The following is a 24,742-nucleotide window of genomic DNA, read 5'->3' on the forward strand; positions in this document are numbered from 1 at the left end:
TCCTCAGAATTTAATGATCCCCATAAGAAGACCAAGTATAGCCTAATCTTTTCGCCGGATCTTATCCAGGAATACTGAACCAACGATAACGATTCCAATAACAATCTTTTGTATAAAGGGAGAAACCCCAACCAGGTTGAGGCCGTTTCTTAAAACACCGATAACAAAAGCACCGATAAAGGTACCCGCTACGGTGCCTTCCCCGCCCATGGTACTGGTCCCGCCGATAACCGAAGAGGCTACCGCATCCAATTCATAACCGTCCCCCGCAGCAGGCTGGGCGGATATGATCCGGGCTGCCATGATAAGCCCCGCAAAGGCCGCAAGGAGGCCGGAAAAAACATACACCATCACTAAAACTGTATTGGTATTCACCCCGGAAAGCCTGGCAGCCTCAAAATTACTTCCCGTGGCATACACATGACGGCCCAATTTTGTTTTTGCCAGGATAAAGCCGAAAATAACAACCAACAATACCGTACTAATCACCGGATTGGGAATACCCAAGGTAGAACCGGTTCCCCAGACAGTAAAATTCTTGGGAAGACCGCTAATGGGAATGGCCTGGGTAACGGTGAGGGCCAGACCCCGTACCACAGTCATAGTACCCAGGGTGGCGATAAAGGGGGGCAATCGCCCGAAGGCCACCAAAACACCGCTTACCCCGCCGGAAATAATACCGGTTAAAAGACCGCAAAAAATAGCCAGGGGAACCGGCAGCTGGGCACGCATGGCCATACCGGCAACCATCCCCGCCAGGGCCATGTTCGACCCGATGGACAGGTCAATCCCTCCGGTGATCAACACATAGGTTTGACCAACGGCGATAATGGCAATTACCGCCGTTTGGGTTGCCACGGTTAATAGGTTGTTTGCAGAAAAGAAGTAGGGACTCAGAATTGTAAAAACTACCCCAAGAAGAAACAACCCACTAAAGGTCGAGAGCAACTGCTTCTGGGCCCGGGATAAATTAAGCCCTATCTTGGCCTTAGCCACACTATCACTCATGAATCATACTCCCCTTTAATTAATATTGCGTTGCGTAATGCAGTATCTCTTCCTGATTCGTCTTCTTAGTATCCAGATCCGCGGTGATCTTACCGTTGCACATAACCAAAACCCGATCCGACATACCCAGAACCTCCGGCAATTCGGAGGATACAAACATAACCCCGATGCCATTTTTTTTCAGGTCATTAATAATATTGTAAATTTCTATTTTGGACGCCACATCGATACCCCGGGTTGGCTCATCAAAGATAACCACCTGAGCATCCCGCATGAGCCACTTACCCACCACGACCTTCTGCTGATTCCCCCCGGACAGATTCCGGACATACTGTTCCACTCCCTGGGCCTTTATTTTAAGGCTCTGCATCATTTCCTTTGATTTCTTAGTTTCCAGCCGCCGGCTGATAACTCCCAGTTTGGAAACAATATCCAGGCTGGGAAGGGTGATATTTTCCGCCAGGGTCATCTTAACGCAGAGACCGTCCCGCTTGCGATCCTCGGGGGCGCAAAAAAGACCATGACGGATGGCATCCCCGGGGGTACTGATCTTTGTCTGTTTCCCGTTGATGATCACTTCCCCGGCACTCATCTTATCCGCCCCGGATATGGCCCTGACCAGCTCGGTCCGGCCGGCGCCCATGAGGCCTGCAAAGGCGAGAATTTCGCCCTTATACAGGTTAAAGGACACATTCTTCACACCGACTCCATGGGGGGAGGAAATATCCTTGACCTCCAGCACCTTTTCTCCCCGTTCCACTTCGATCCGGGGGAACTTTTCGTCCAAGGTCCGGCCCACCATATAACTGATAATCTCCGGGAGGTTCGTTTCGGCAAAGTTCAGGGTTGTTACATACTTACTATCCCGCAGGATCGTAACCCGGTCTACAATACGGGAAAGTTCCTCTAAGCGGTGGGAAATATAGATAATCCCCCGGCCTTCACTTTTCAGCATGGCGATAACCTTAAAGAGGTCTTCTATTTCCTTTTCCGTTAAGGCCGACGTGGGCTCATCCATGATGATGATCCGAGCGTTCATGGAAAGGGTTTTACATATTTCCACCATCTGCTGTTTGGAAACCGGTAAATTACTGATGGGTGTATCGGGATCGAAATCCAGGTTCAGAGTTTTCAGGTATTTCAACGCTTCCTGGCTTTGTTTCTTGGTATCCAGAAAGCCGACGCGGGTAAATTCCCGGTTCAGGAAAATATTTTCCGCCACCGTAAGATGGGGGCAGAGATTTAACTCCTGGTGAATTATCCCAATACCCAGGGCTTGAGCGGATTGGGGGGTCAGATCATGCTCGATTTTCTGTCCATTAACATAAAAATCCCCCGAATCCCGGGTATAAACCCCGGAGATTATCTTCATTAGGGTGGATTTTCCCGCTCCGTTTTCACCTAACAGGGCATGAACCTCCCCGGGGCGAAGATCAAAATGCACATCATTAAGGGCAACGACGCCGGAAAAGGTCTTTGTAATATGTTCAACTTTTACTAGTTCTTCCACCATACTTTTTCCTTATCATACAGGGTAAACGGAAATTCTATAACTTGCAACACCCTTTTTTTAAAATCAGTCCGATTCCATTTGTAAGCAAAAATAGCATTGATTTACCGGGTAATCGGGATTAGAATAACGATCATTTTCACGGAAAGGATGCATTATGAAATTTGTACAATTCGGCGGAGGTAATATCGGCCGCTCCTTTATCGGGGCTTTGTTTTCCCGTGCCGCATGGGAAGTAGTCTTTATCGACGTGGACCCCCTCCTGGTTTCCCGCCTCAACCAGGAACAATATTACACGGTGGTAATCAAACGAGATGGAAAAGCAGATGAAAGCCGAAGCATCGGGCCGGTACGAGCGGTTGATGGCCGGGATATTGATCTGGTCAGCACGGAGATCGCCGATGCAGATATAGCAGCTACCAGCGTAGGCAAGGGCGCCCTTCCCAAGGTGCTGCCGGTCCTTGCCCGGGGCTTGGAAAAACGTTTTAAAAAAGACCCGGGGCGGCCCCTGGATATTATTATCGCTGAAAATGACCGTTCTGCCCCGGAGCTCTTCCGGAATATCCTTACCCGGGAGCTGGGGCCGGAGTATCCCTTTTCGCGCTTAGTAGGTCTGGTGGAGACCAGCATTGGAAAAATGGTGCCCCTCATGCGGAAGGAGGACCTGACGGATGATCCGCTCCGGCTTTTTGCGGAGGAATACGAAACCCTTATCCTGGATAAGCGGGGTTTTAAGGGGCCTCTTCCAAAAATTGCGGGCCTGTACCCGGTGGAACCCATAGAGGCATACGTGGACCGGAAGCTCTTTGTCCATAATTTGGGCCATGCCGCAACGGCCTATCTGGGATATCAGAAGGACCCCAAGGAACAGTTTATTTCCGGAGCATTGAAGTTAGAGGGGGTTGAACAAGGGGTCAGGGCGGCCATGAACGAGGCAGTCGATGCCTTGGTTTTAGAATATCCAAAATCCTACAGCAAGCAGGAACTCATGGATCATATTGAGGATCTCCTTTTCCGGTTTAAAAATTCTGCCCTTGGGGATACGGTGCATCGGGTTGGCCGGGATCTGCGCCGAAAGTTAAGCCGGGAGGATCGCCTGGTAGGAGCCATGCTGCTCTGTGCTAAATACAATGTCCCCTTCAGCGCAATTGCCGCAGTGTATAAGGCAGGTCTTAACTTTGCCGCAACGGATGAAAAGGGTCTCCTCTTTCCTGCGGATGCCCAGTTCCAATCGGAAGGGACAACTGATCTTGAAAAAATACTACAGAACGTATCCGGATTAGACAGTAATACTGTTATTGACAAAAAAGTAATAGATTTGTTAATTAATGGGAGAGTAGAATGATTATTCATGGAACCGGGTGCTGCGTAATAGATTTTCTATACCCTTCGATTGATTTTACTGCCCCCTCTTTTCAGCAGGCTCTTTCCCGAAAGGATGGTGATGGCGGACTCAGTCCGGGCCGGCTGGTTTTTGCCGAAGATTTTGAACGCTTCATGGGGAAGCCATACGAAACCGCCCTGAGGGATATAAGCGGCGGTATTCCCCCTGCTTCCCGCAGCCTGGGGGGGCCTTCGGTAGTATCCCTAACCCATGCAGCCCAGGTGCTGAGAGAAAAAGCCCAGGTGTGTTTTTTCGGTATCCGGGGCAGCGACGAAACTGGGGAACTTGTGGATGCTTCCCTTTCCCGGCTTCCCTTCCGGGAGTACCGGCTTTTAAAAAAACCCGCCGCCGCCCCCCGGACGGATGTATTTTCGGACCCCCATTACGATAATGGCCACGGGGAACGGACTTTTATCAATCTTTTAGGAGCGGCCCGTAATTTTGATCCCACCGACCTGGGGGATAATTTTTTTGATGCCGATATAATCGCCTTTGGAGGAACCGCTCTGACGCCGTCCATTCATGACGGCCTTACGGGACTCCTCAAGCGGGCCCGGGAAAATGGCGCAGTAACGGTGGTGAATCTGGTTTATGATTACCGTAGTGAAATCAACACTCCGGGCCGGAAGTGGAAACTTGGGACCGGGGACGATGCTTATCCTTCTATTGATGTACTCATTGCCGACCGGGACGAAGCCCTGAAAACATCCGGCTGTTCTTCATCGGAGGATGCAACAGCCTGGTTTCTTTCCCGGGGAACCGGGGCGGTACTGATTACCGAAGGGGCGCGATCAATTAGAATTGCTGCGGGAAAAGGGGTATGTAATCCCCTGGAAACACAAACCCTGCCGGTCTGCGAAGAAGTCAACCGGGAACTGGCTGATTTCCCGGAACGAAGAGGGGATACCACCGGCTGCGGGGATAACTTTGCCGGAGGCATTATCGCCGGTATTGCTGAACAGTTAGCCCTGGCGCCAAGAGGCAAGATCGATCTCCGGGAGGCCTGTATCCTGGGGACCGCCGCCGGGGGCTTCGCCTGTTTTACCGTGGGAGGCGTCTTCTACGAAACCTATCCCGGGGAAAAACGGGAACGGCTGGCGCCCTACATTGCCTCATACCGAAAACAAATTAGTGGATTGCTATAAACCCACCCAAAGTTATACTGTTAAGACTCGGAGGAATATATGAAACGATCGGAAATAAACCGCAATATACGGGAAGCAAAGGATTTTTTGCAGGAGATGCAATTCTCACTGCCTCCCTTTGCATTCTGGAGCCCAAAGGATTGGGAAACGAAGGGACCCGAATATGATGAAATACGGAGAAACCTGCTTGGCTGGGATTTAACCGATTTTGGCAGTGGGAATTTTAATAAGATTGGACTATTTCTTTTTACCATACGGAACGGAAATCTATTTGATCCTTCAAATAAAAAACCCTATGCGGAGAAGGTCCTTATTGTAAACCCCGGTCAGATAACGCCTTATCATTATCATCAAAGTAAAATGGAAGATATTATTAACCGCGGCGGTAAAGGAACCTTAAATATTCAGGTCTATGGTTCCCTGGGGGAACACAAGCAGGATGAAAAATCCCCGGTACCCGTAGCGGTGGATGGCCGCAACTATACGGTGGATGCCGGCGCCATTGTGCGCCTTAGGCCGGGAGAAAGCATCACCCTGTTTCAGGGGGTATTCCATCAGTTTTGGTCCGACGACGCTAAACTGCTGCTTGGTGAAGTGTCCATGGTAAATGATGATCAAAAGGACAATTTTTTTCTTGAAGAACGGGGACGCTTTCCGTCTATTGCGGAAGATGAGACGCCGGTGCATCTTCTGGTAAGTGATTATCACTAGGGATCTTTTTTACAATGAATATCATCCTCTTTGAACCCCACGAGGCGGGAAAGCCACTCTCTAAACGGGACGAACGGTCCGTCCATCTGCTCAAGGTGCTGCATAAAAAGCCCGGCGATTCCTTTGACGCGGGTATCCTGGAAGGCCGTCTGGGTACCGGCAGGATCGAGTCGATCAGTTCCGATGGAGCCCTGAGCTATTCCCTGGATTTACCGACTGAACCGCCCCCCCGGCTGCCCATACGAATCGCCGTGGGCTTTCCCCGGCCCATACAGCTTCGCCGGCTCCTGCGGGACCTTTCCAACCTGGGCCTCTTAGCGGTGGACCTTATGGGGACCGACCTGGGCGAAAAAAGCTACCGGGACACTAAGCTGCTCACCGACGGCGGCGCCCGGGCAGCCCTCATTGAGGGGGCGGTCCAGGCTCGGGACACCACCATCCCGGCCTTATCCACCTACCACAGCCTGGAAGCCTGGCTGGAGGAACGGCCCTGGAAAATGGCGCCCGGCGCCGCTTTGCTCATTGCCCCGGACAATGTGCGGCCCTCGGGGGCCATGGCGAACCTGCCTGTCCGGCAGTGTCCCGTGGTTTTAGCCATCGGTCCGGAACGCGGCTGGTCAGACCGGGAGCGGGACCTTCTGGAGGCCGCAGGTTTTTCCCGGCTCTCCCTGGGGAAGCGGGCCCTGCGTACAGAAACGGCCTGTGTAGCGGCGGCGGTACTGGCTATGGAAAAAATCGGCGAGCTTTGGTAAAATAATTTCATGAATCAGGATCAGGTTAGGACTATCCTTCTTTCGATAGAAGACGCGCCCATAGAGTTTACCCTCATTTTTTCCGGTAAAAAAAGTAAAAAGGTAAATGGTCTTTACAAACCGGATACCCGGGAGATCATCATCCATAACCGCAATTTTGAGGATGATAATCTGCTTCTGTATACCGCCATCCATGAATACGCCCACCATCTCCACGCCTGTTCCCTGGGCGGCAAACTTCCCTCCCGCTCCCATACCACGGAATTCTGGGGCATACTCCACGATCTCCTGGAAAAGGCCGAGGCCAAGGGCGTTTACAAAAATGTGTTTACCGAATCACCGGAATTGGCGGAGCTGACCGAAACCATTCGGAAAAAGTACCTTCTGCAAAACGGCAGCCTGGTTAAGGAATTAGGTATGCTGCTCCTCAAGGCCGGCGAGCTCTGCGACAGTATCGGCGCCCGGTTCGAGGATTATATCGACCGGGTTCTCTGCATCCCCCGCCTGGCGGCCAGGATGTCCATGAAGATGTTTGAGTACGACCTTGACCCATCCCTGGGTTCCGATAATATGCGCTTTCTTGCGGGAATCAAAAATGATGATAACCGGGCGGCTGCGGAAAAATCTCTTCTTGGGGGAAAAAGCCCGGACGCCGTAAAACGGGAGACCATGAAAAAATCCCAGGAAGATGATCCCCGGGACCGGCTGGAAAAGGAAAAGCTCCGGATAGAGCGAACCATCAATTCCCTGACCAAACGCCTGGACGAAGTTGAGCGGGAACTGGAGACTATCTCTTAATTTTACTCCCCATTCCTTTTATAGCCTTTGTTTTTTGCAGTAATACTCTCTTCCAACCGTTTAAGGGTCTCCCTAAAATGCTCATCGCTTATTTTTTCGTAGGGGTCACCGCCGGTACTATCCGGTACCGCCGGAGCTTCTCCATCGGTACCAGGTGGTTCCGGCACAGCGTTACTAAGCGGCCGAGACACCGCGGGAAGCTGCGCTGGAAGTACCGGCGGTTCCCGGCTTAACCTGAAGGAAATACCCGTAATATTTTGGTCCGGAAAACGGCGGCGCAGGGCATCCAGAAGATTTTTTTCCTTGGTTTGCAGGATCTGTATCCACCCGGGATGATCCGCCTCTACCAAAAGAACGGAATGTTCCAGCTCCCGGATCCGGGAATGGGCGGCAAGCTTGTCCCCCGCAATGGACTGCCAGGATGAGAACAATTCCGAATATCCCCGGGCGGTATTAAGTACCCGTTCATCAAGAAATGCTGAAAGCAAATCCCCTGCTTTTTTCATGGGTCCCCCCGGTCCGTGTTTTGGTCAAATACTTGCCCGCCCTGGACAGTATACACCAGGGTATCGGATTTACGGTACCGCTCGTAGGGTTCCTCGGGGAGAAAGGTGTAAAAAGCCTGATCATACCCGGGCATCACCTCCAGGAGCCGCCGCCGCTTTTCCGGGTCCAGTTCCAGGAGCACATCGTCCAGGAGCAGTACCGGGTTGCGGCCGGTCATCTCGGAGAAACGGCAGGCTTGGGCTATACGCAGGAGCAGAGCCAGGAGCCGCCGCTGGCCTGTGGATGCCTTGGCGGAAAAGTCGGCGCCGGTACGGGTAAAACTGTACCGGTCCCGGTGGGGGCCGGAAAGGGAGATTCCCGCGGAAAGGTCCGCCTCCCTGCGCTCTTCCAGGAAGGCCATGGCGGCCCCCAGGGTTGCGGCTTTCCAGGAAGGGGTATACCGGACAGCTATGCCCCCTATACCGGCCACGGTTTCATAGAGGGGTCCAAAGGTTTCAGAAAAGCGCCGGGCAGATTCTTCCCGTTTTTCCATAAGCCTTAATCCATAGGTAGCAAGCTGGGGATCCAGGGCATCCAGTATAGATTTATCCTGGCCATCCCTCAGTACGGCATTACGGCTTTTCAACACCTTCCGGTAGCGCCGGAGATCGTCCAGGTAAACCGGATCGTAGAGGCTTTGATTTTGGTCGAAGAACCAACGCCGCCGTTCCGGGGTTCCGGCGACAAATTCCATATCCTCATGGCAAAATACAATGCAGGGACTTATTTCCAAAAGTTCTTTCCGGTCTTCCGCCTGTTTTCCATCGATAAGTACGATTTTTTTTCCCTTCTCAAACTTGACTAAAATATTTTCATAGAGGGAACCGGAAAGTTTTACCTCGGCGGAAAAGTCCTTTTCACCGGTACAAGCTACATCTCCGTCCCTAACCCCCCGGAAAGAAGCGGCGTAGGAACAAAAATAAAGGGCTTCAAGAAAATTAGTTTTACCCTGACCGTTTTCCCCAACTAAGAAAATATCCTTTGCCCGGATATCAACTTCCGTATCCGAAAGGTTCCGGAAAGAAGCGGTTCTTAGGGTTTTAAAAGCCAAGATTAATCGAGCTGCATGGGCATAAGGATATGGAAATAATCCTTTTCCGGTACCGGCTTTATGGTTATTACCTTATTCGGCTCCGTAAAGTGGATACTGATCTCATCCTCAAACATAACCTTCAGCGGTTCTTCTATGTACCGGTAATTAAGGGCTATGGAAATCTCCTCCCCATCATACTTGCAGGGTATTTCTTCCTTCGCGGTACCTATATCACTTTCTTCAGAAGAAATAGTTATAACCCCGGGAGCAACACCAAGGTATACACGCCGGGACTTCTGTTCTACCAGAAGGGATACACGCCTAAGGGCATCCAACACTTCAAAGCGGTTCATAGAAAAGGAATGAATCTGACTTTCCGGAATAACCCGGTGATAATTTGGAAACTGCCCTTCAATCAATACCGAAGAGAGCTGATAGGAACCAAATTTGATAAAAATAACTTTGTCCGTTATGGATATTGCCACAAGCCCTTCATCCCCGGCCCTTTTCATAATGATATTGAGAATCTTCGGAGGCACTATGATACCGGCAAAATCCTTTATATCCGCCCCTACCTCTTTATCTATATACGCAAGCCGCCGGCCATCGGTAGCCACCATGATAAGCTTTTCACCCTGCTTTTCAAAAAATACCCCGTTCATAAAATACCGGGTTTCATCATCGGAAACCGCAAAAACGGTCTGCAAAATCATTTCTTTAAATTCTTTTACCGGCAATTCAAAAAGGTTATTAGTACTTGGCACGGGAAATTCGGGAAATTTATCCGATGCAATACTTTTTAACTGAAATCTTGCCTTTTTAAGGGTTGGTTTGATGACTATCTTCATATCGCTTTGATCAAATTCCAACTCCCCATCGGGTATGGAATTGATAATTCCAAGGAATTTATCCCCAAATACCGTGGTAGATCCTTCTTTCAAAACCGTCACCGGAACTCTGGTCTCAAAATTAACCTTTATATCCGTGGCCTTAATAATAAGGGAATCATTTTCCGCTTCCAGGTAAATATTTGAAAGAATGGAAATGGCATTCTTGGATGATATAATTTCTTGGGCTATGGTAATTTCTTTGAGAAGTACGCTTTTTTCACAGGTAAACTTCATATCTTCTATCTCCTATATATGTATATATAATAGTAGTAGTGGTAGTAGGGGTTGCTTTTATGTTGAAAACATAGATAATTCTTTATATTATAAAGAATTAAAATTTCTATATTTTCTTAATAAGGTATCCCTTTTATCCACAGTTTCCACTGCCGCCATAATAATTCACATCCTATACTCCATATAATAACATCTTATTAGTTCTTTACGCCATGGGTTTTTATGGCCCTCATAATATTTTGTATTTCAGAATCTACCTTAGGATCCGCCCGGATCATTCCTTCTATTTTGTCGCATGAATGAATTACCGTGGCATGATCCCGGCCGCCAAAGGACTGGCCTATTTCGATGGTAGAATAGTCGGTAAGCTTCCTGGCTATATACATGGCAAGCTGCCGGGGGAAAACAATGCTTTGGGTCCGTTTTTTACCCTTAAGATCGATAAGGGACAATCGATAATAATCCGCCACTTCCCGCTGAATTATCTCAATTGATAAATTGGACTGTTTTGGGGAGGTAAAATTATCTCTGAGCTGTTCCTGGGCAATTTCCAGGGTAACCGGTTTTTTTATGATATCCGTATAAGCCACAAGCTTATTCATGGCGGATTCCAGATCCCGAATGTTTGTTGAAACGTTCCGGCTTATCAGCTCGATAACCTCATCGGGAATAGTGATATTATGGGTTTCTATCTTTTTCTTTAAAATGGCAAACCGGGTCTCGTATTTCGGGGGCTGAAGGTCCACGTTAAGGCCCCGGCCCACCCGGCTTTGGAGCCGGTCGCTAAAATCTTTAAGCTCCGTCACCGGCCGGTCACAGGTGAATACTATCTGTTTATTCGCATCGTACAGGGCATTGAAGGTATGAAAAAGTTCTTCCTGGGTTTCTATTTTTTTCTGAAGAAAATGAATATCATCAATTAACAGAACATCCACAAACCGATACTTGTTTTTGAAGGTCGCTGTTTTATTCTCCCTAACAGATTGGATAAACTCATTGGTAAAGGTCTCTGCGGTTATATAAATGATCTTACTCTCAGACCTCTTATGGATTTCATTCCCAATGGCCTGCATTAGATGGGTTTTCCCCAATCCTACTCCGCCGTAGATAAGCAGGGGATTATAGGATGTAGTACCGGGATTCAGGGCAATAGCCTGGGCAGCATTTGCGGCGAAGTGGTTGTTGTCCCCTATTATATAGGTATCAAATGTGTAGTCTTCTCTCAGTTGGGAGTGGCGCTTTTTAGTTTCCGTACCTGAAACCGGCTTTGCAGAACTGACTGCGGTACGCTTTTCACCGCCGGTCGGCGGGGTAGGACTCTCTTCCTTTGACCGGACATTTACGATAAAATTAATCGTTAAATTTTTACCGATAAGATCCCGTATTTTACCCTCAATGTAGAGTTGATAGCGCTGCCGTACCTGATCCTGATAAAATGTAGAGGGAACCCCAATGGTCAGTTCATTTTCCGAGGCATCCAGGTATTCCAGGTTGAACCACATGGTAAATTCCTGTTCTCCCAGCTCTTCCCGAATCTGATTCATTGTTTCTTTCCAGATTATATCATAATCTCCATTAGCCATGGTTAACCTTTTTAAAAAATTATCAACACATTATCAACAATGGCTGATTATATATCCAAAACCTAAAAAAAGATATATAAATAAAAATAGTAATTATTACCTTAATACATGAATAGTATAATAGATATAATTCATTGTATTATAAATAATTAGCCCAAATAAAAATACTACTTATAAAAAAATTGAAAAATACTTCTTTTTTTCATTCAAATATCCATACATTATCAGCAATTCATGCACAAGTTATTCACAGCGAGGGTCATTTTACCTTATCTTTACTTTTTTGTTCAAGATGAAATATACTATGGTATGAGTTCAACATATTCGGCCCAAAATATTCAAGTGTTAAAGGGCCTTGAGGCAGTGCGGAAGCGGCCCGGCATGTATATCGGGACCACCGGCATTGACGGTCTTCATCATCTAGTGTTCGAGGTAGTAGATAATTCGATTGACGAGGCCATGGCCATAAATCCGGAAACCGGTAAGGGTTTCTGCGACGATATTTTAGTGGTCCTAGAGGGCAACGATGTGGTCCGGGTGGAGGACAATGGCCGGGGTATCCCGGTGGATCTCCACCCCGGGGAAGGGGTCAGCGCCCTGGAACTGGTTATGACCCGGCTCCATGCGGGGGGCAAGTTCGATAAAAATTCCTATAAAGTATCCGGAGGTCTCCACGGCGTCGGTGTTTCCGTGGTAAATGCCCTGTCCGAATGGTGTGAAGCCTTTGTGCATATTGACGGAAAAATCCATACCCAAAAATACCATATTGGCGTGCCCGACGCGCCTACCCACGAGGCGGGAACCACGGACCGGCGCGGTACGGTGGTCCGTTTCAAAGCGGATACCTCTATTTTCGAGACCACCACCTATAACTTCGACGCCCTTTCCAACCGGCTGCGGGAACTGGCCTTCCTCAATAAGGGCTTAAAGATAACCATCCGGGACGAACGCCTCTCCACCCCCAAGGACCACGAGTTCAGGTTTGACGGCGGGGTTAAGAGCTTTGTGGATTACCTTAACGAAAACAAGAACGTACTCTACCGGGAACCGATCTTTATCGAAGGCAGCCGGGATGGGGTAGAGGTGGAATGCGCCATCCAGTATAACGATGGGTATAACGAAATCATGTTCTCCTTCGTAAACGACATCAACACCCGGGAAGGGGGAACCCATCTGGTGGGCTTTAAATCCGCCTTGACCCGGACCTTGAACGAATATCTGAAAAAATCTAAACATGCCAAAAAACTGGAAGAATCCCTCTCCGGGGACGATGTCCGGGAGGGGCTTACTGCGGTGCTTTCCACCAAGGTACCCAATCCCCAATTTGAAGGACAGACCAAGGGAAAGTTGGGGAATTCCGAGGTTAAGGGCATTGTGGAATCCCTGGTGAACGAGCAGCTGGAGTTGTACCTGGACCAGCATCCCGATGTAATTGGGAATATTCTGGAAAAATCGATCCTTGCCGCCAAAGCCCGGATCGCCGCCAGGCAGGCCCGGGACGCGACCCGCCGGAAAAACGCCATGGACAACGCCGGCCTTCCGGGAAAACTGGCGGACTGTTCCGAAAAGGACCCCTCCCTTTGTGAGCTCTTCATTGTAGAGGGCGACTCCGCCGGCGGCTCCGCTAAGATGGGCCGAAACCGGCAGTTTCAGGCCATACTTTCCCTGTTCGGCAAGATGCTCAACGTAGAGAAAACCCGGATCGAAAAGGTGGTGACCAACGAAAAGCTCCAGCCCATCATCGCCAGCATAGGCGCAGGCTGCGGCGTCGAATTCGATATCGCCAAAATACGGTATCACAAAATTGTTATCATGGCCGATGCCGACGTGGATGGTTCCCATATCCGTACCCTGCTGCTTACGTTTTTTTACCGTTACATGACCGAGCTTATTGAGCGGGGTCATGTATACCTGGCCATGCCGCCCCTCTATAAGGTTAACTACGAAAAAAAGACTTTTTACGCCTACGATGATGAAGAGAAAGACCGGCTTCTGGCGGAATCCGGACGGGACCCGGAAAAGGTTGCCATCCAGCGTTACAAGGGCTTAGGGGAAATGAACCCCGATCAGCTCTGGGATACCACCATGGACCCGGCTCAACGCAACATCATCCAGATCCACCTGGATGACGCCGTAGAAGCGGAACGGATTTTCACCACCCTCATGGGTGAAGTGGTGCAGCCCCGCCGGGAGTTTATCGAAGAGAACGCGCTGCTGGTGGCGAATCTGGACGTGTGACAAAACACTCCGCATTTTGCCTTGGAGGTTAATGCTTTGTTAGTCCTACTGTTGGTTCTTTGTATTTTCCTCTTTGCGGCAGTAATAATTCTGTTTATTCTGTTACAGAAGAAAATACGTCTAAGCAGAAATCTGGATAAACTGTTTAAAGAACGGATCCGGGAGTTGGAACAAAAAGTCCTGGCTTCGTATGCCGTCTTCTCGGTAGTTCCTGATTTGATTTGTATCAAGAACCCTGAAGGGCGGATTGTCCTTTCAAATAAAAGTTTTGAACGGTTTCTGAATCTGGCCCATGATGAGGTGGAAGGGACGCTGGATACCGAACTATTTGTTAAGGATTTGGATAATTTTTTACAATACCGGGAAAAAGAAAACGAGGTACTTGCTTCTAAAGAAACTATCAGCATAGAGGAGGAACTGTATTCCCCCTATTACAAAACAAGGCGCCTGTTCGAGACCATCAAGACCCCGGTAATATACCGGGGAGAAACCGGGGCGGTGCTGAGTATCGCCCGGGATATTACCGCCCGCCGGGCCGCCGAGCTGGATGCCCAGGAAGCGTCTAAGGCAAAAAGCGATTTCCTTTCCCGGATGAGCCACGAAATCCGCACTCCCCTGAACGCCATCATCGGCATGACTAAAATTGCACGGAAATCCATAGAAAATCCGGTAAAAGCTGCGGCTTCCATCGATCAAGTCAGCGCCGCCTCCGCCCATCTTTTGGATCTGATTAACAATATCCTGGATATCTCCAAGATTGAAAGCGGCAAATTTGAAGTCGCTTCAGAGCCCTTTAACATCAAGGAAGCCCTGGAAGAAATCTACGTTATAAATGACCCGCGCTGCAAAGAAAAACAAATTCATTTTAAAATTAACGCCGAAGATTTTGAGACCCTCAATGTGTGGGGTGACAAACTGCGGATTAAGCAGATCCTCATCAACCTGCTGGGCAACGCCGTAAAATTTACCCCCAGGGAAGGCCGGATTAGCCTGTTTATTTCCCGGAAGCTGGAAACCGACTCGTCCATCACCCTGGAATTTTCCGTGTCCGATGACGGCATCGGTATGACACCGGAACAGCAGAATAAGCTCTTTAACGCCTTTCAGCAGGCGGACAGCAGTATTGCCGGGCGTTTCGGCGGAACCGGCCTGGGCCTTGCTATCAGCCAGAACCTGGTAAACCTGATGGGCGGACAAATCTCCGTGGAAAGCAAGGTGGACGAGGGAACCACCTTCCGCTTTGCCCTTACTCTGGAAAAGGCGGAAACAAAGCAGGCGGAGCCGGATGCGGACATGGAAATCGCTGAACTGGATTTGACGGGCAAACATATACTCCTTGCAGAGGATGTGGAAATAAATCGTATCGTCCTGATGGAACTTCTTGCCGATACCCATGTGGAATTTACCGAAGCGGAAAACGGAAAAATAGCGGTAGATATTTTTTCCGCCGCCCAGCCCGATTTTTTTGACCTTATCTTTATGGACATCCACATGCCGATTATGGATGGATATGAAGCAACCCAGATAATTCGTACCATGGACCGGAACGATGCGGCGGCTATTCCCATTATAGCCCTATCGGCAAACGCCTACCGGGAAGACATAGACAAGGCTCTTGCCGCCGGGATGAACGGGCATACGGCGAAACCTATTGATATCGACGCCATTAAAAAACTGCTTTATGACTTCTTAGTAAAAACAAAGTGATCCAATATTACTATTTATAAGGGAGAATGAGGTGAAAAAGAGGGCGGTAAAAATAGAATTTTGGTTTATCCTGTTCGCGGTGCTTATGTTTACTGCGGTAAGCCTTATGTCCCTGCGATCTATCCAACAGCAGGCGGGAAATGCCAGGGTAGTGAATTATGTCGGCATAGTCCGGGGCGCCACCCAGCGGCTGGTTAAGGAAGAACTGAGGCGCCAGAGCGATGATAAATTGCAGAAGCGGCTGGATACCATTGTGGACGAGCTGATCACCGGAGGTCCGGTAAACAACCTGGTCCGTATACCCGGCGAGGATTTTCAAAACAATATGGCGGAGGTACGGAAAAGCTGGAACCTTTTAAAGGAGCAGATTCAGATCGTCCGCAACGGCGGGGACGATCAGGAATTGTACGACCAGAGCCAACTTTATTTTGATCTTGCCAACGATACGGTTTTTAAAGCCGAAAGCTATTCTGAGACCCAAGTAAACAGATCCCGGAATATTCTTATAGGATTTACCGTATTCTTTATAATTATTCTGGGGGTAGGGCTCATATATGTTATCCGTATGTCTGCGGTCAGACGTATTGCCTATATTGATGCGCTCACCGGGCTTCCTAACCGGACCCGCTGTGAACAGATATGCCTGGAACATGATCGGAACAAACCGGTGGAAAACCTTACGGTATTTATGTTCGATATGAACAATCTTAAGGTGGTTAACGATAAGCTGGGGCACCAGGCGGGAGACCGGATCATTAAAGGGTTTGGAGAATCCTTAAAAACCTGGGCGGAGGAAGGGAAAGGTTTTGCGGGCCGTTACGGCGGCGATGAATTTTTGGCTGTTTTTGACAATACCGATAATGCCCAGGCGCTGGAACATCTAACACGGTTGGACGCCATTGTCGCTGAATACAATCAAAAGCAGGAAAGCAAGCTGGAACGCATCAGTTTCGCCGCCGGTTTCCGGGTGGACAATCTGCAGGTTACGGATATGGAAATGATAATCCTTGATTCAGACCGGGCCATGTACGAGCGGAAACGCCAGATGCGGGAAGGTATGCTGGACTAAAGGCTTTTTCCCTGGGCCGCCGCTTCTTCATAGTGACCTTTTTCTCAAAAAAGTGTATAATTAAGTAAATCTAATTGAATATCCGTTAGCAGAAGGAATATAGATGGCTTCCCAAGATGATAAAAGTCCGGTGGTAACCGGGAGAATAATCCCCGTTGCGATAGAAGACGAAGTTAAGACCGACTACCTTACGTATGCCATGTCGGTCATCGTAGCCCGGGCCTTGCCTGATGTGCGGGATGGTCTTAAACCGGTGCACCGGCGGCTGCTCTACGCCATGGACGAACTGGGGCTGCGGCCGGGATCTGCTACCAAAAAGAGCGCCCGTATCGTCGGGGATACCATGGGAAAGTATCACCCCCACGGGGATGCTTCCCTCTACGACGCCATGGTCCGTATGGCCCAGGATTTTTCCCTTCGCTACCCCGTGGTCCATGGTCAGGGTAACTTCGGCTCCATGGACGGCGACCCTGCGGCAGCCTCCCGGTATACCGAGGCCAAGCTTTCCCGTATCGGCGACGAGATGCTCCAGGACCTGCACAAGGAAACCGTAAACTTTGGTCCCAACTACGATGAGTCCCTCACCGAGCCCCTGGTACTACCCGCTGCAGTTCCGAACCTGCTGATTAACGGGTCCAGCGGTATCGCCGTTGGTATGGCCACCAACATGGCCCCCCACAACCTGGTGGAAGTCTGCGATGCGGTCTGCGCCTATATCGATAACCCGGAAATCACCATAGAAGAGCTGATGAAGTATGTCACCGGGCCGGATTTCCCCACCGGGGGTATCATCTTTGGCCGCCGGGGCATCAGGGAGGCCTACAAGACCGGCCGGGGGAAGATCCTGGTCCGGGGCCGCTTTGCCGTGGAGACCACCAAAAACGGTAAAGAGCAGATCATATTCAACGAAGTTCCTTACACGGTAAATAAAAAAGTATTGCTGGAGCGTATCGGCATCCTCGTCCGGGACAAGGTTATTGACGGGATTTCATCTTTTAACGATGAATCGGACCGGGACGGTATCCGGGTGGTGATTGAGCTCAAGAAAGGGGCGATCCTCAAGGTTGTGTTAAACCAGCTTTTTTCCAATACCCAGCTCCAGACCACCTTTGGGATCATCAACCTGGCCCTGGTTAATGGGAAGCCCCTCTGCCTCAACCTCAAGGAACTTATCCACTACTTTGTGGAACACCGGGTGGATGTGGTTACCCGCCGGACCCAGCACGATCTGCGTAAAGCGGAGGAACGGGCCCATATCCTGGCCGGTCTGGTTATCGCCCTGGCGAACATTGATGAAGTGGTGGCCATTATCAAGGCTTCCCGGGATATCAATACCGCCAAGGCCAAACTGCAGGAACGGTTTTCACTTTCCGAGGTCCAATCCCAGGCTATCGTGGATATGCGCCTTGGGCGGCTCACCAGCCTGGAAATTGAAAAGCTTGAACAGGAACTGGCGGAACTTAAAGTCCAGATTGCCTACTTCAAGTCCCTCCTGGAGGATTCAAACAAACTCCGGGGGGTAATCAAGGATGAAACCCGGAGCATATCCGAACGGTATGGGGATAAGCGGCGCACAGAAATCGTCCATGGGGAAGTGGAAAACATCAACATAGAGGACCTGATCAAGAAAGAGGAGATGATGATCCTCATTTCCAACCTGGGGTACGTCAAACGGGTTCCCGTTACGGCGTATAAGAATCAGGGACGGGGCGGAAAGGGTATGATCAGCGCCAAGCTTAACGAAGACGACTTTTTAGAGCAGATCTTCGTCGCCTCCACCCATGAATACATCACCTTCATCACCAGCGCCGGGAAAGCCTATTGGATGAAGGTCCACGAAATCCCCGAAGGCAGCCGCACCAGTAAGGGCGCCCACATCAAGAGCCTCCTCACGGTTTCCCCCAACGAAGAGATCACCGCCATAGTATCCCTTAAGGACTTTACCGATGATCGCTACCTGTTTATGGGTACCGCCCGGGGTGTGGTGAAAAAGGTTCAGACCAGCGAGTTTTCCAATGCCAAGACTCGGGGTATTATCGCCATCAGACTGGACGAGGGTGATAAGCTGGTCAGCGCCCTCCTTACCGGCGGTACCGACGAGGTGGTCCTCATCTCCCGGAAAGGCCAGGCCCTCCGTACCCACGAGGATGCTGTCCGGGCCATGGGACGCTCATCCCGCGGAGTTTCCGGCATGAAGCTGGACAACGACGACGAACTAACCGGCCTGCTCCGGGTAGTTACGGATGAAACCATGCTCCTCCTTTCGGAATACGGTTATGGCAAGCGGGTGGACTTCAGCGACTTCTCTTCCCATGGCAGGGGTACCCGGGGCCAGCGTATCTATACGGTCAGCGATAAAACCGGCGAACTGGTGGGTTGTGTCAATGTCCTGGATAACGAAGAAATTATGTGCATCACCAGCCAGGGCAAGTCCATCAAGCTGAAAGTGGCTTCCATCCGGGTAATGGGCCGCAGCGCCCAGGGCGTGCGTATACTCAGCATTGACAAGCCCGATTTTGTCATCGGGGTAGATCGAATCGTCAAGGAAGATGATGCTGAAGAGGAAGGTACTACCATTGACGCTGATGCCCCGGTTCCGAACGAAGCGGAACCGCCGGTAGAGGAATAATTGCCTTTGACAAATTTTTTTCGTACACTATAAAAAGGAGTGTACGGTGAAAGACTATTTCAGAATCCCAACCATGGGTTTAGCGGCAGCTTTGGTTTTTAGCGCCTGCGCCACCAAAAGCGGCGTGATAGCTGGGGAATTGGAGATAAGCTCCCCTTCCTTTGATGAAGTACAGGGAAAAGTGTGGGTACTGGATGAGCTTGTAAGCGAATCCGGCAAAACCGTAATTAACCGGCAGAAATTAGAACTTGACGGAATGGGTGATGTCTTTACTCTGGTAATTGATGAGGAACGGATAAGTGGGAAAGGAGCGCCTAACCGGTACTTTTCCCCTTATACATTGGGGGATGATCAGGAGATCTCCATAAGTCCTATCGCCGGAACTCTTATGATGAGTATTGTGGAACCCGAGGGCCTTCAGGAAAGGGAGTACTATGGCTACCTGGAACGGGTAAACCAATGGCTATTAACCCAGGATAAACTTGAACTGCATTCCGAATCCTCCGAAGGAGATCCGATAATCTTGGTTTTTACCCCTGGAATCGTCCCGGAATCCAATTAATTTTTATTAAAGAGGATAAAATAGATGGCGATTGAGCAGGTACGCGGGTATTTAAAACCCTGGGGTCGGGATAAGGATATTATTGAGATGGAGGCCTCCACAGCCACGGTTTTGGAGGCGGCCAATGCTCTGGGGGTTATTCCCGCTCGTATCGCCAAGAGCATTTCCCTTAAACAGGGGGATGCCGCCACGGTAATTGTCGTTGCCGGAGATGTAAAGCTGGATAACCGCAAATACAAAGATCATTTTGGTATAAAGGCTAGAATGCTCTCTCCCGAGGAAGCCCTACAGTTCACCGGTCATGCCGTTGGAGGGGTCTGTCCTTTCGGCCTTCCCGCCGGGGTAGGGGTCTACCTGGATGTTTCTATGAAAAGATTTACCACCGTATTTCCCGCCTGCGGAAGCTGCAACTCCGCCATTGAGCTTACCATGGACGAACTTAATGAATACTCCCAAAACAAAGAATGGGTGGATGTCTGTAAACCCATTAACGAAGAATCCGCCAACGAATAAATGTTTCACGTGAAACATTTTCTATGGGCCAGGTTTTTGTGTTTCACGTGAAACATTTTTTGCCGGGGATGCCGGGGCGGTTTTGAGGTTCTTTATCGTATAGAACAGGATTTTCCGTAGTTCATCACAACCTTCAATGCAATTTTTAAATTCAAATTCTGTTATAAAGCCGGATTCGCTGAGAATTTCCAACCAATACCTGGTTTCCGCACATTTTTGAAGCGCTTCCTGGATTTTTGCCAGAAAGTCATTTTTGTTGGCTGCACATTCGGCTTCCACAAGGTTCGCTCCGATACCTGTACCGGCACGTAAGAGTTGTTCAGACATGACATATTCTTTTTTGTTATGTGAGAGGTGCTTGTAAAGCTGGGTAATCTTTACCGCAAATTGTCTGCTTTTTGTTTTAGTGGCATTATTATCCATAGATTTAAGGATACGTATTTAAAATGTTTCGTGCAATACTAAAGCGGAAGTCCAGGCCTGAAGGGCTATACCAAAGGCTACGGACACATTGAGGGAACCCTTTGCTCCGTAGACGGGGATAGACACCCTGCCCAGGGAATTGTCCGCCCTGGCCAGACTTTGAGGACTCACCCCCAGTTCTTCGGATCCGACAATCATGATGGCCTGTTTGGGGAAATGAAAGGAGTCAAGTTTCGTTCCCCCGGTTTCCAGGGCAAAAAACGGTCCCTCCAAGTCTTCCAGGCCAGCGGACTCGGAAAGCCGTTCCCAGGGAATGATGTCCGTACAGCCCATGGCGGTCCGCTCCGCCCTGGGGTGGGTAGGATCGGCGCAGAGCGGTGATAGGTAGATCCTTTCAGCGCCGAATGATTCGGCGGTACGGAACATGGCTCCTACATTAAATGGGGAGCGGATGTCTTCCAGGTATATTTTCATCCCCGGGAAAGGTTGCCGTTTTGCGGGGTCCAAACGGCCCTCATGGTCGATGAAATCCCAGTCCGCAGTCTGTTTACCCGTTTCGGCCAGGAGAATGTGACGGACGGTATTGAGCCCGCGGCGAAGTTCCTTTTCCTCAGCTTCGGGATCGATCTTAAGCGCCCGGAGAGCGGAGACAACAGCCGGAGAAAAAGCCTCATCCCGGCTGAGCAATTTCGCCAGTTCCCCCAAATAGGACAACCCGTTTGCAGAAGGGAGTTCACCCAGGCTCATTCGGTATTCAGCCTCGGCGAAAATTTTGCCGATTTTCCGTAAGCGTTGGGAGCGGGGGAGTTGTCCAAGTTTGTGCAGAGGAATCATAGATATTAGTACCCTAATGAAATTGCGAGATAAATTCAAGTTAATATGTAATTTCCAATAAAAATATCATAAATTTAATGTATACGTTAAATTTACATTGATCAAATAATAAATTTAACATATACTTTGAATATGACATTACAAAGGCCGGAATATCTTAAGCGACTCATCGGTTTTAAAGACAAGGACCTGATAAAGGTTATTGTAGGTATACGGCGGTGCGGGAAATCCACGCTGCTGAAGTTATACATCGACTATTTACGGTCCATCGGAGTGGAAGATAGCCGGATCCAGTTTATCAATTTTGAGGACTTTAACAATGCGAACCTTACCGACCCCAAGGTCCTGCATGATCATATATTAAGCCATCTTACCCCGGACGGAATGAACTATATTTTTCTTGACGAAATCCAGTTGGTTAAGGATTTTGAAAAGGCGGCCAATAGTCTCCGTCTGCGGGAAAATATCGATCTGTATATTACCGGTTCAAACGCCTATTTTTTATCCGGCGATCTGGCGACTTTACTTGCCGGCAGGTATGTGTCTATTGAAATGACCCCTCTCTCATTCAGTGAGTATTGTACCGCCATGGACTCGGACAGTCCCGGAAGGGATAGCCCTCGACAATTATATGAACAGTATCTGCGGTACAGTTCTTTTCCCTATACCCTGGCTCTGGATAATGACATCGAAAAGGTTCATCAATACCTGGCCGCCATTATCGACACCATCGTTTTGAAGGATGTGGTACAACGGAAACAGATCAGCGCCGTGGCCGCCCTGGAACGGCTTATGAAGTTTATTTTCAGTAATATCGGCTTCATCACCTCTACCAAGAAAATCTCGGATACCATGAAGTCCTACGGTTTCAATATATCGGTACAGACGGTGGAAAATTACCTTTCCGCCCTGGAGGATAGTTTTATCATCCATAAGGTGGGGCGTCTGGATGTGAACGGCAGGGAGTACCTCAAAGCCAATGACAAATACTATGTGGCCGATATCGGTATGCGCTACTATCTGCTGGGCGATAAAATGAAGGACCATGGGGCGATACTGGAAAATATCGTGTACCTGGAACTACGGCGCCGGGGATACAAGGTCCATGTGGGAAGAATGGGGGATTTGGAAATCGATTTTATTGCCTTTAAGACAGGGATCCCCGAATACTATCAGGTTGCCCTTACGGTTATGGACGAAGAGACCCGGGCGCGGGAAATGAGGCCCTTGGAAAAAATACGGGACAACTATGGAAAGTACATTATCACCATGGATCCGGTGTTAGGCAGTAATGACCGGGGGATTATTACGGTGAATGCCATGAATTTTTTGCTGGAAGGGCCAAAAAAAGCGGAACCCTAAGGTTCCGCTCTGAAATTACGCTATTTAGTTTATAATCCCCAGGCATCCATAATTTTATCGGCCGTAGCCTTCAGGATGGTTTCGTTGATATAGGAAGGATCGTTGATCTTGCTTTTCATTTCCTGGATACGTTCCGCCCTGACATCGGCGGCGGAAAAAATGAGTTCCTTTGCCTGATACAGCTCACCCTTTTCCAGAGCTTCCGAAGAGAGGGAAATCGAGTCAGTTTTTTCGTTCTGGCTTACCTGACCGCTCCGTCCGGGTTTTTTACCGGGCTGAATGGGATCTAAAGAACCTATCCTGTCGACCGTCATACTCATATCCTACCTACCCCAATTATCGGCATATATCTGTTAATAGTTTACACGATTATTGGTTTTCTTTCCAGATACATAAACCGAAAATTCACCAATTTGCTTATTTTTTTCTTGCAAAATAAGCAGAATCTCCGTTACAGAACCCCGGAGATACTCTTCGTGTACCTTGGTCATTTCCCTACCCACACATATGTACCGCTCATTATCAAGATCGGCCAGATCCTCCAAAAGCTTAAGAACCCTGAAGGGGGATTCATATAGAACAAAGGCGGTTTCCATGGCCAGGAGTTCCTTCAGCCGGGAACGGCGCCGGCCGGCCTTTGGGGACAGGAAACCCTCAAAAACCACGGTTTTGTCCATACCGCCTGAAACACTTACCAGGGAGGCAAAGGCCGAGGGTCCCGGGATGGGGATAACCGCATATCCGGCCTCTGCGGCAAGCCGCGCCAGAACCGCGCCGGGATCGCTTATCCCCGGCGTCCCGGCGTCGCTGGCATAGGCCACGTTTTTGCCTTCCTTTAGGGAAGCGATAACCTTTTCAGCGGCGAATCCTTCATTCTGAGCCCGGCAGGAAAGCAGGGGGATGCGCAGCCCCAGGTGGCTCAGCAATTTGAGGGTGCGGCGGGTATCCTCACAGGCTACGAGGTCAACTGTTTTAAGGATTTCCACTGCCCGGAAACTAATATCTCCCAAGTTCCCTATGGGCGTACCGATAATATACAAAGTTGACACAGGTTCAGTATAGCCAATACGGTCTTGGCCGCCTAGAAGCCGTAAATGTTAGGTTAAAAAATATGTATCTCCAGATTTTAGGTCTTGTTATTATCGGAGTGGTTCTCCTCTATTTTGGATATAGCCTCTTTTTCGGCTTCGGTAAGGGGCATCTTTCCGGGTCGGGTAAAAAAAATAAAGATGATGATGATCTGGAAGGGGAAGCCGGATCCCCCAGGACCTGCCCTGTTTGTTCCATCCGGCTCAAACAGGGAGAACGGGTCAAATCCTCGGCGTTTCCCGCCATGGGAAAGGCCGATCGGCTCATGTACATTTCCGGATGCTTCTATTGCCTGGAAGGGGATAGGCCCCGGGTCTGCCCGGTTTGCGGGGCGGTACTTAACTACGATGAAAACCTTATTGCCAGGTTGTTTGATAAGCCCGGCCGTTCTCATGTCCATGTACTGGGATGCAGCCATTGCCGGGGCCCCGGCGCCAATCCACTCCGTACCCGCTAATCCCCCCCTATGGACCCCGATTAGGTTACCGGGAACGCACATAGACTACGTTTGGGGTCTTGTCGGCTGGGAAAGATATGGGGACCCTCCCCTTCGGCTAAACTTGACCCCAAAAATCACCCCATACGAATTTTTAAAAAATCGATCCTCAGGGTAAAGCGTTTTTCATCATAACTCCCTTATATATGCAGCGGGCCGAAGAGCCGCGCCTAAAACCTGGGCTTAGGCCCATTAAGGAGCTGTTATGAAACTATCTTTCCTGGTC

The 24,742-nt window shown here is 49.5% G+C and carries 23 protein-coding genes; 13 read left to right on the forward strand and 10 right to left on the reverse strand.

All coding sequences use genetic code 11. The features are described 5' to 3' along the window. Positions 1 to 42 precede the first annotated feature (42 nt). Together LQZ19_RS01690 and LQZ19_RS01695 are read right to left on the reverse strand one after the other, a co-directional pair. On the reverse strand, positions 43 to 1,008 hold the full coding sequence (locus LQZ19_RS01690) for an ABC transporter permease (RefSeq protein ID WP_411045901.1): 966 nt from the start codon (positions 1,006 to 1,008) through the stop codon (positions 43 to 45). Positions 1,009 to 1,027: 19 nt separating this feature from the next. Next, positions 1,028 to 2,521 carry a sugar ABC transporter ATP-binding protein gene (locus LQZ19_RS01695; RefSeq protein ID WP_411045902.1) on the reverse strand — a complete coding sequence of 498 codons (1,494 nt, stop codon included), beginning with the start codon at positions 2,519 to 2,521 and terminating at the stop codon, positions 1,028 to 1,030. A 154-nt stretch (positions 2,522 to 2,675) separates the two neighbouring features. On the opposite strand from LQZ19_RS01695, the gene LQZ19_RS01700 reads away from it, so the two are divergent. Genes LQZ19_RS01700 through LQZ19_RS01720 form a run of 5 tightly spaced genes read left to right on the forward strand, consistent with a single transcriptional unit; the run spans position 2,676 to position 7,308 of the window. Beyond that, the gene (locus LQZ19_RS01700) at positions 2,676 to 3,863 is read left to right on the forward strand and encodes a mannitol dehydrogenase family protein (RefSeq protein WP_411045903.1); all 1,188 of its coding nucleotides are present in this window, start codon (positions 2,676 to 2,678) and stop codon (positions 3,861 to 3,863) included. Further along, positions 3,860 to 5,047: a carbohydrate kinase family protein gene (locus LQZ19_RS01705; RefSeq protein ID WP_411045904.1), complete on the forward strand. Its 1,188-nt coding sequence runs from the start codon at positions 3,860 to 3,862 to the stop codon at positions 5,045 to 5,047. The genes LQZ19_RS01700 and LQZ19_RS01705 overlap by 4 nt, the downstream gene beginning before the upstream one ends. Positions 5,048 to 5,086: 39 nt before the next feature. Continuing rightward, positions 5,087 to 5,758, forward strand: a complete 672-nt coding sequence (locus tag LQZ19_RS01710) for a D-lyxose/D-mannose family sugar isomerase (protein ID WP_411045905.1) — start codon at positions 5,087 to 5,089, stop codon at positions 5,756 to 5,758. A gap of 14 nt (positions 5,759 to 5,772) precedes the next feature. Beyond that, on the forward strand, positions 5,773 to 6,510 hold the full coding sequence (locus tag LQZ19_RS01715; protein WP_411045906.1) for a 16S rRNA (uracil(1498)-N(3))-methyltransferase: 738 nt from the start codon (positions 5,773 to 5,775) through the stop codon (positions 6,508 to 6,510). Positions 6,511 to 6,519: 9 nt separating this feature from the next. Beyond that, positions 6,520 to 7,308, forward strand: a complete 789-nt coding sequence (locus LQZ19_RS01720) for a hypothetical protein (RefSeq protein WP_411045907.1) — start codon at positions 6,520 to 6,522, stop codon at positions 7,306 to 7,308. A gap of 2 nt (positions 7,309 to 7,310) precedes the next feature. Here LQZ19_RS01720 and LQZ19_RS01725 read toward each other — a convergent pair whose 3' ends face one another. The 4 genes from LQZ19_RS01725 to dnaA form a co-directional block, all read right to left on the reverse strand. After that, entirely contained in the window at positions 7,311 to 7,814 is a 504-nt protein-coding gene (locus LQZ19_RS01725) for a DciA family protein (protein WP_411045908.1), read from the reverse strand. Continuing rightward, a complete protein-coding gene (gene recF / locus LQZ19_RS01730; RefSeq protein ID WP_411045909.1) occupies positions 7,811 to 8,905 on the reverse strand; it encodes a DNA replication/repair protein RecF in 1,095 nt (364 codons plus the stop codon). Before recF ends, LQZ19_RS01725 begins: the two co-directional genes overlap by 4 nt. A gap of 2 nt (positions 8,906 to 8,907) precedes the next feature. Beyond that, positions 8,908 to 10,011 (reverse strand): DNA polymerase III subunit beta, encoded by a 1,104-nt coding sequence (dnaN, locus tag LQZ19_RS01735; RefSeq protein ID WP_411045910.1) that lies wholly within the window; start codon positions 10,009 to 10,011, stop codon positions 8,908 to 8,910. A gap of 197 nt (positions 10,012 to 10,208) precedes the next feature. Beyond that, positions 10,209 to 11,594, reverse strand: coding sequence for a chromosomal replication initiator protein DnaA (gene dnaA, locus LQZ19_RS01740; RefSeq protein ID WP_411045911.1), 1,386 nt, complete (start codon positions 11,592 to 11,594; stop codon positions 10,209 to 10,211). A gap of 309 nt (positions 11,595 to 11,903) precedes the next feature. Here dnaA and gyrB point away from each other — a divergent pair, with 309 nt between their 5' ends. The 6 genes from gyrB to LQZ19_RS01770 all read left to right on the forward strand — a co-directional run bounded on the left by gyrB (position 11,904) and on the right by LQZ19_RS01770 (position 20,312). Further along, the gene (gene gyrB, locus LQZ19_RS01745) at positions 11,904 to 13,832 is read left to right on the forward strand and encodes a DNA topoisomerase (ATP-hydrolyzing) subunit B (protein WP_411045912.1); all 1,929 of its coding nucleotides are present in this window, start codon (positions 11,904 to 11,906) and stop codon (positions 13,830 to 13,832) included. A 36-nt stretch (positions 13,833 to 13,868) separates the two neighbouring features. Beyond that, positions 13,869 to 15,539 carry an ATP-binding protein gene (locus LQZ19_RS01750; RefSeq protein ID WP_411045913.1) on the forward strand — a complete coding sequence of 557 codons (1,671 nt, stop codon included), beginning with the start codon at positions 13,869 to 13,871 and terminating at the stop codon, positions 15,537 to 15,539. A gap of 31 nt (positions 15,540 to 15,570) precedes the next feature. Then, positions 15,571 to 16,608 (forward strand): GGDEF domain-containing protein, encoded by a 1,038-nt coding sequence (locus LQZ19_RS01755; RefSeq protein ID WP_411045914.1) that lies wholly within the window; start codon positions 15,571 to 15,573, stop codon positions 16,606 to 16,608. A gap of 103 nt (positions 16,609 to 16,711) precedes the next feature. Next, on the forward strand, positions 16,712 to 19,237 hold the full coding sequence (gene gyrA, locus LQZ19_RS01760; RefSeq protein ID WP_411045915.1) for a DNA topoisomerase (ATP-hydrolyzing) subunit A: 2,526 nt from the start codon (positions 16,712 to 16,714) through the stop codon (positions 19,235 to 19,237). A 46-nt stretch (positions 19,238 to 19,283) separates the two neighbouring features. Then, complete coding sequence (locus LQZ19_RS01765; RefSeq protein WP_411045916.1) at positions 19,284 to 19,799, forward strand: META domain-containing protein; 516 nt, start codon at positions 19,284 to 19,286, stop codon at positions 19,797 to 19,799. 24 nt (positions 19,800 to 19,823) lie between these two features. Further along, the gene (locus LQZ19_RS01770; protein ID WP_411045917.1) at positions 19,824 to 20,312 is read left to right on the forward strand and encodes a YbaK/EbsC family protein; all 489 of its coding nucleotides are present in this window, start codon (positions 19,824 to 19,826) and stop codon (positions 20,310 to 20,312) included. A gap of 21 nt (positions 20,313 to 20,333) precedes the next feature. Here the strand turns inward: LQZ19_RS01770 and LQZ19_RS01775 are convergent, their stop codons facing one another. Together LQZ19_RS01775 and LQZ19_RS01780 are read right to left on the reverse strand one after the other, a co-directional pair. After that, on the reverse strand, positions 20,334 to 20,735 hold the full coding sequence (locus tag LQZ19_RS01775; protein ID WP_411045918.1) for a four helix bundle protein: 402 nt from the start codon (positions 20,733 to 20,735) through the stop codon (positions 20,334 to 20,336). A gap of 18 nt (positions 20,736 to 20,753) precedes the next feature. Continuing rightward, complete coding sequence (locus LQZ19_RS01780; RefSeq protein WP_411045919.1) at positions 20,754 to 21,569, reverse strand: TrmH family RNA methyltransferase; 816 nt, start codon at positions 21,567 to 21,569, stop codon at positions 20,754 to 20,756. A 132-nt stretch (positions 21,570 to 21,701) separates the two neighbouring features. On the opposite strand from LQZ19_RS01780, the gene LQZ19_RS01785 reads away from it, so the two are divergent. Continuing rightward, positions 21,702 to 22,931: an ATP-binding protein gene (locus tag LQZ19_RS01785; protein WP_411045920.1), complete on the forward strand. Its 1,230-nt coding sequence runs from the start codon at positions 21,702 to 21,704 to the stop codon at positions 22,929 to 22,931. A gap of 29 nt (positions 22,932 to 22,960) precedes the next feature. On the opposite strand, the gene LQZ19_RS01790 is transcribed toward LQZ19_RS01785, so the two are convergent. Next, entirely contained in the window at positions 22,961 to 23,245 is a 285-nt protein-coding gene (locus LQZ19_RS01790; RefSeq protein WP_411045921.1) for a flagellar biosynthesis anti-sigma factor FlgM, read from the reverse strand. Between the two features lie 39 nt (positions 23,246 to 23,284). Next, complete coding sequence (rsmI, locus tag LQZ19_RS01795) at positions 23,285 to 23,980, reverse strand: 16S rRNA (cytidine(1402)-2'-O)-methyltransferase (RefSeq protein WP_411045922.1); 696 nt, start codon at positions 23,978 to 23,980, stop codon at positions 23,285 to 23,287. Between the two features lie 62 nt (positions 23,981 to 24,042). On the opposite strand from rsmI, the gene LQZ19_RS01800 reads away from it, so the two are divergent. Further along, positions 24,043 to 24,477: a hypothetical protein gene (locus LQZ19_RS01800; protein ID WP_411045923.1), complete on the forward strand. Its 435-nt coding sequence runs from the start codon at positions 24,043 to 24,045 to the stop codon at positions 24,475 to 24,477. Positions 24,478 to 24,742 lie beyond the last annotated feature (265 nt).

This window comes from Treponema primitia (genome assembly GCF_046533075.1).
GTDB classification, from domain to species: domain Bacteria; phylum Spirochaetota; class Spirochaetia; order Treponematales; family Breznakiellaceae; genus Termitinema; species Termitinema primitia_B.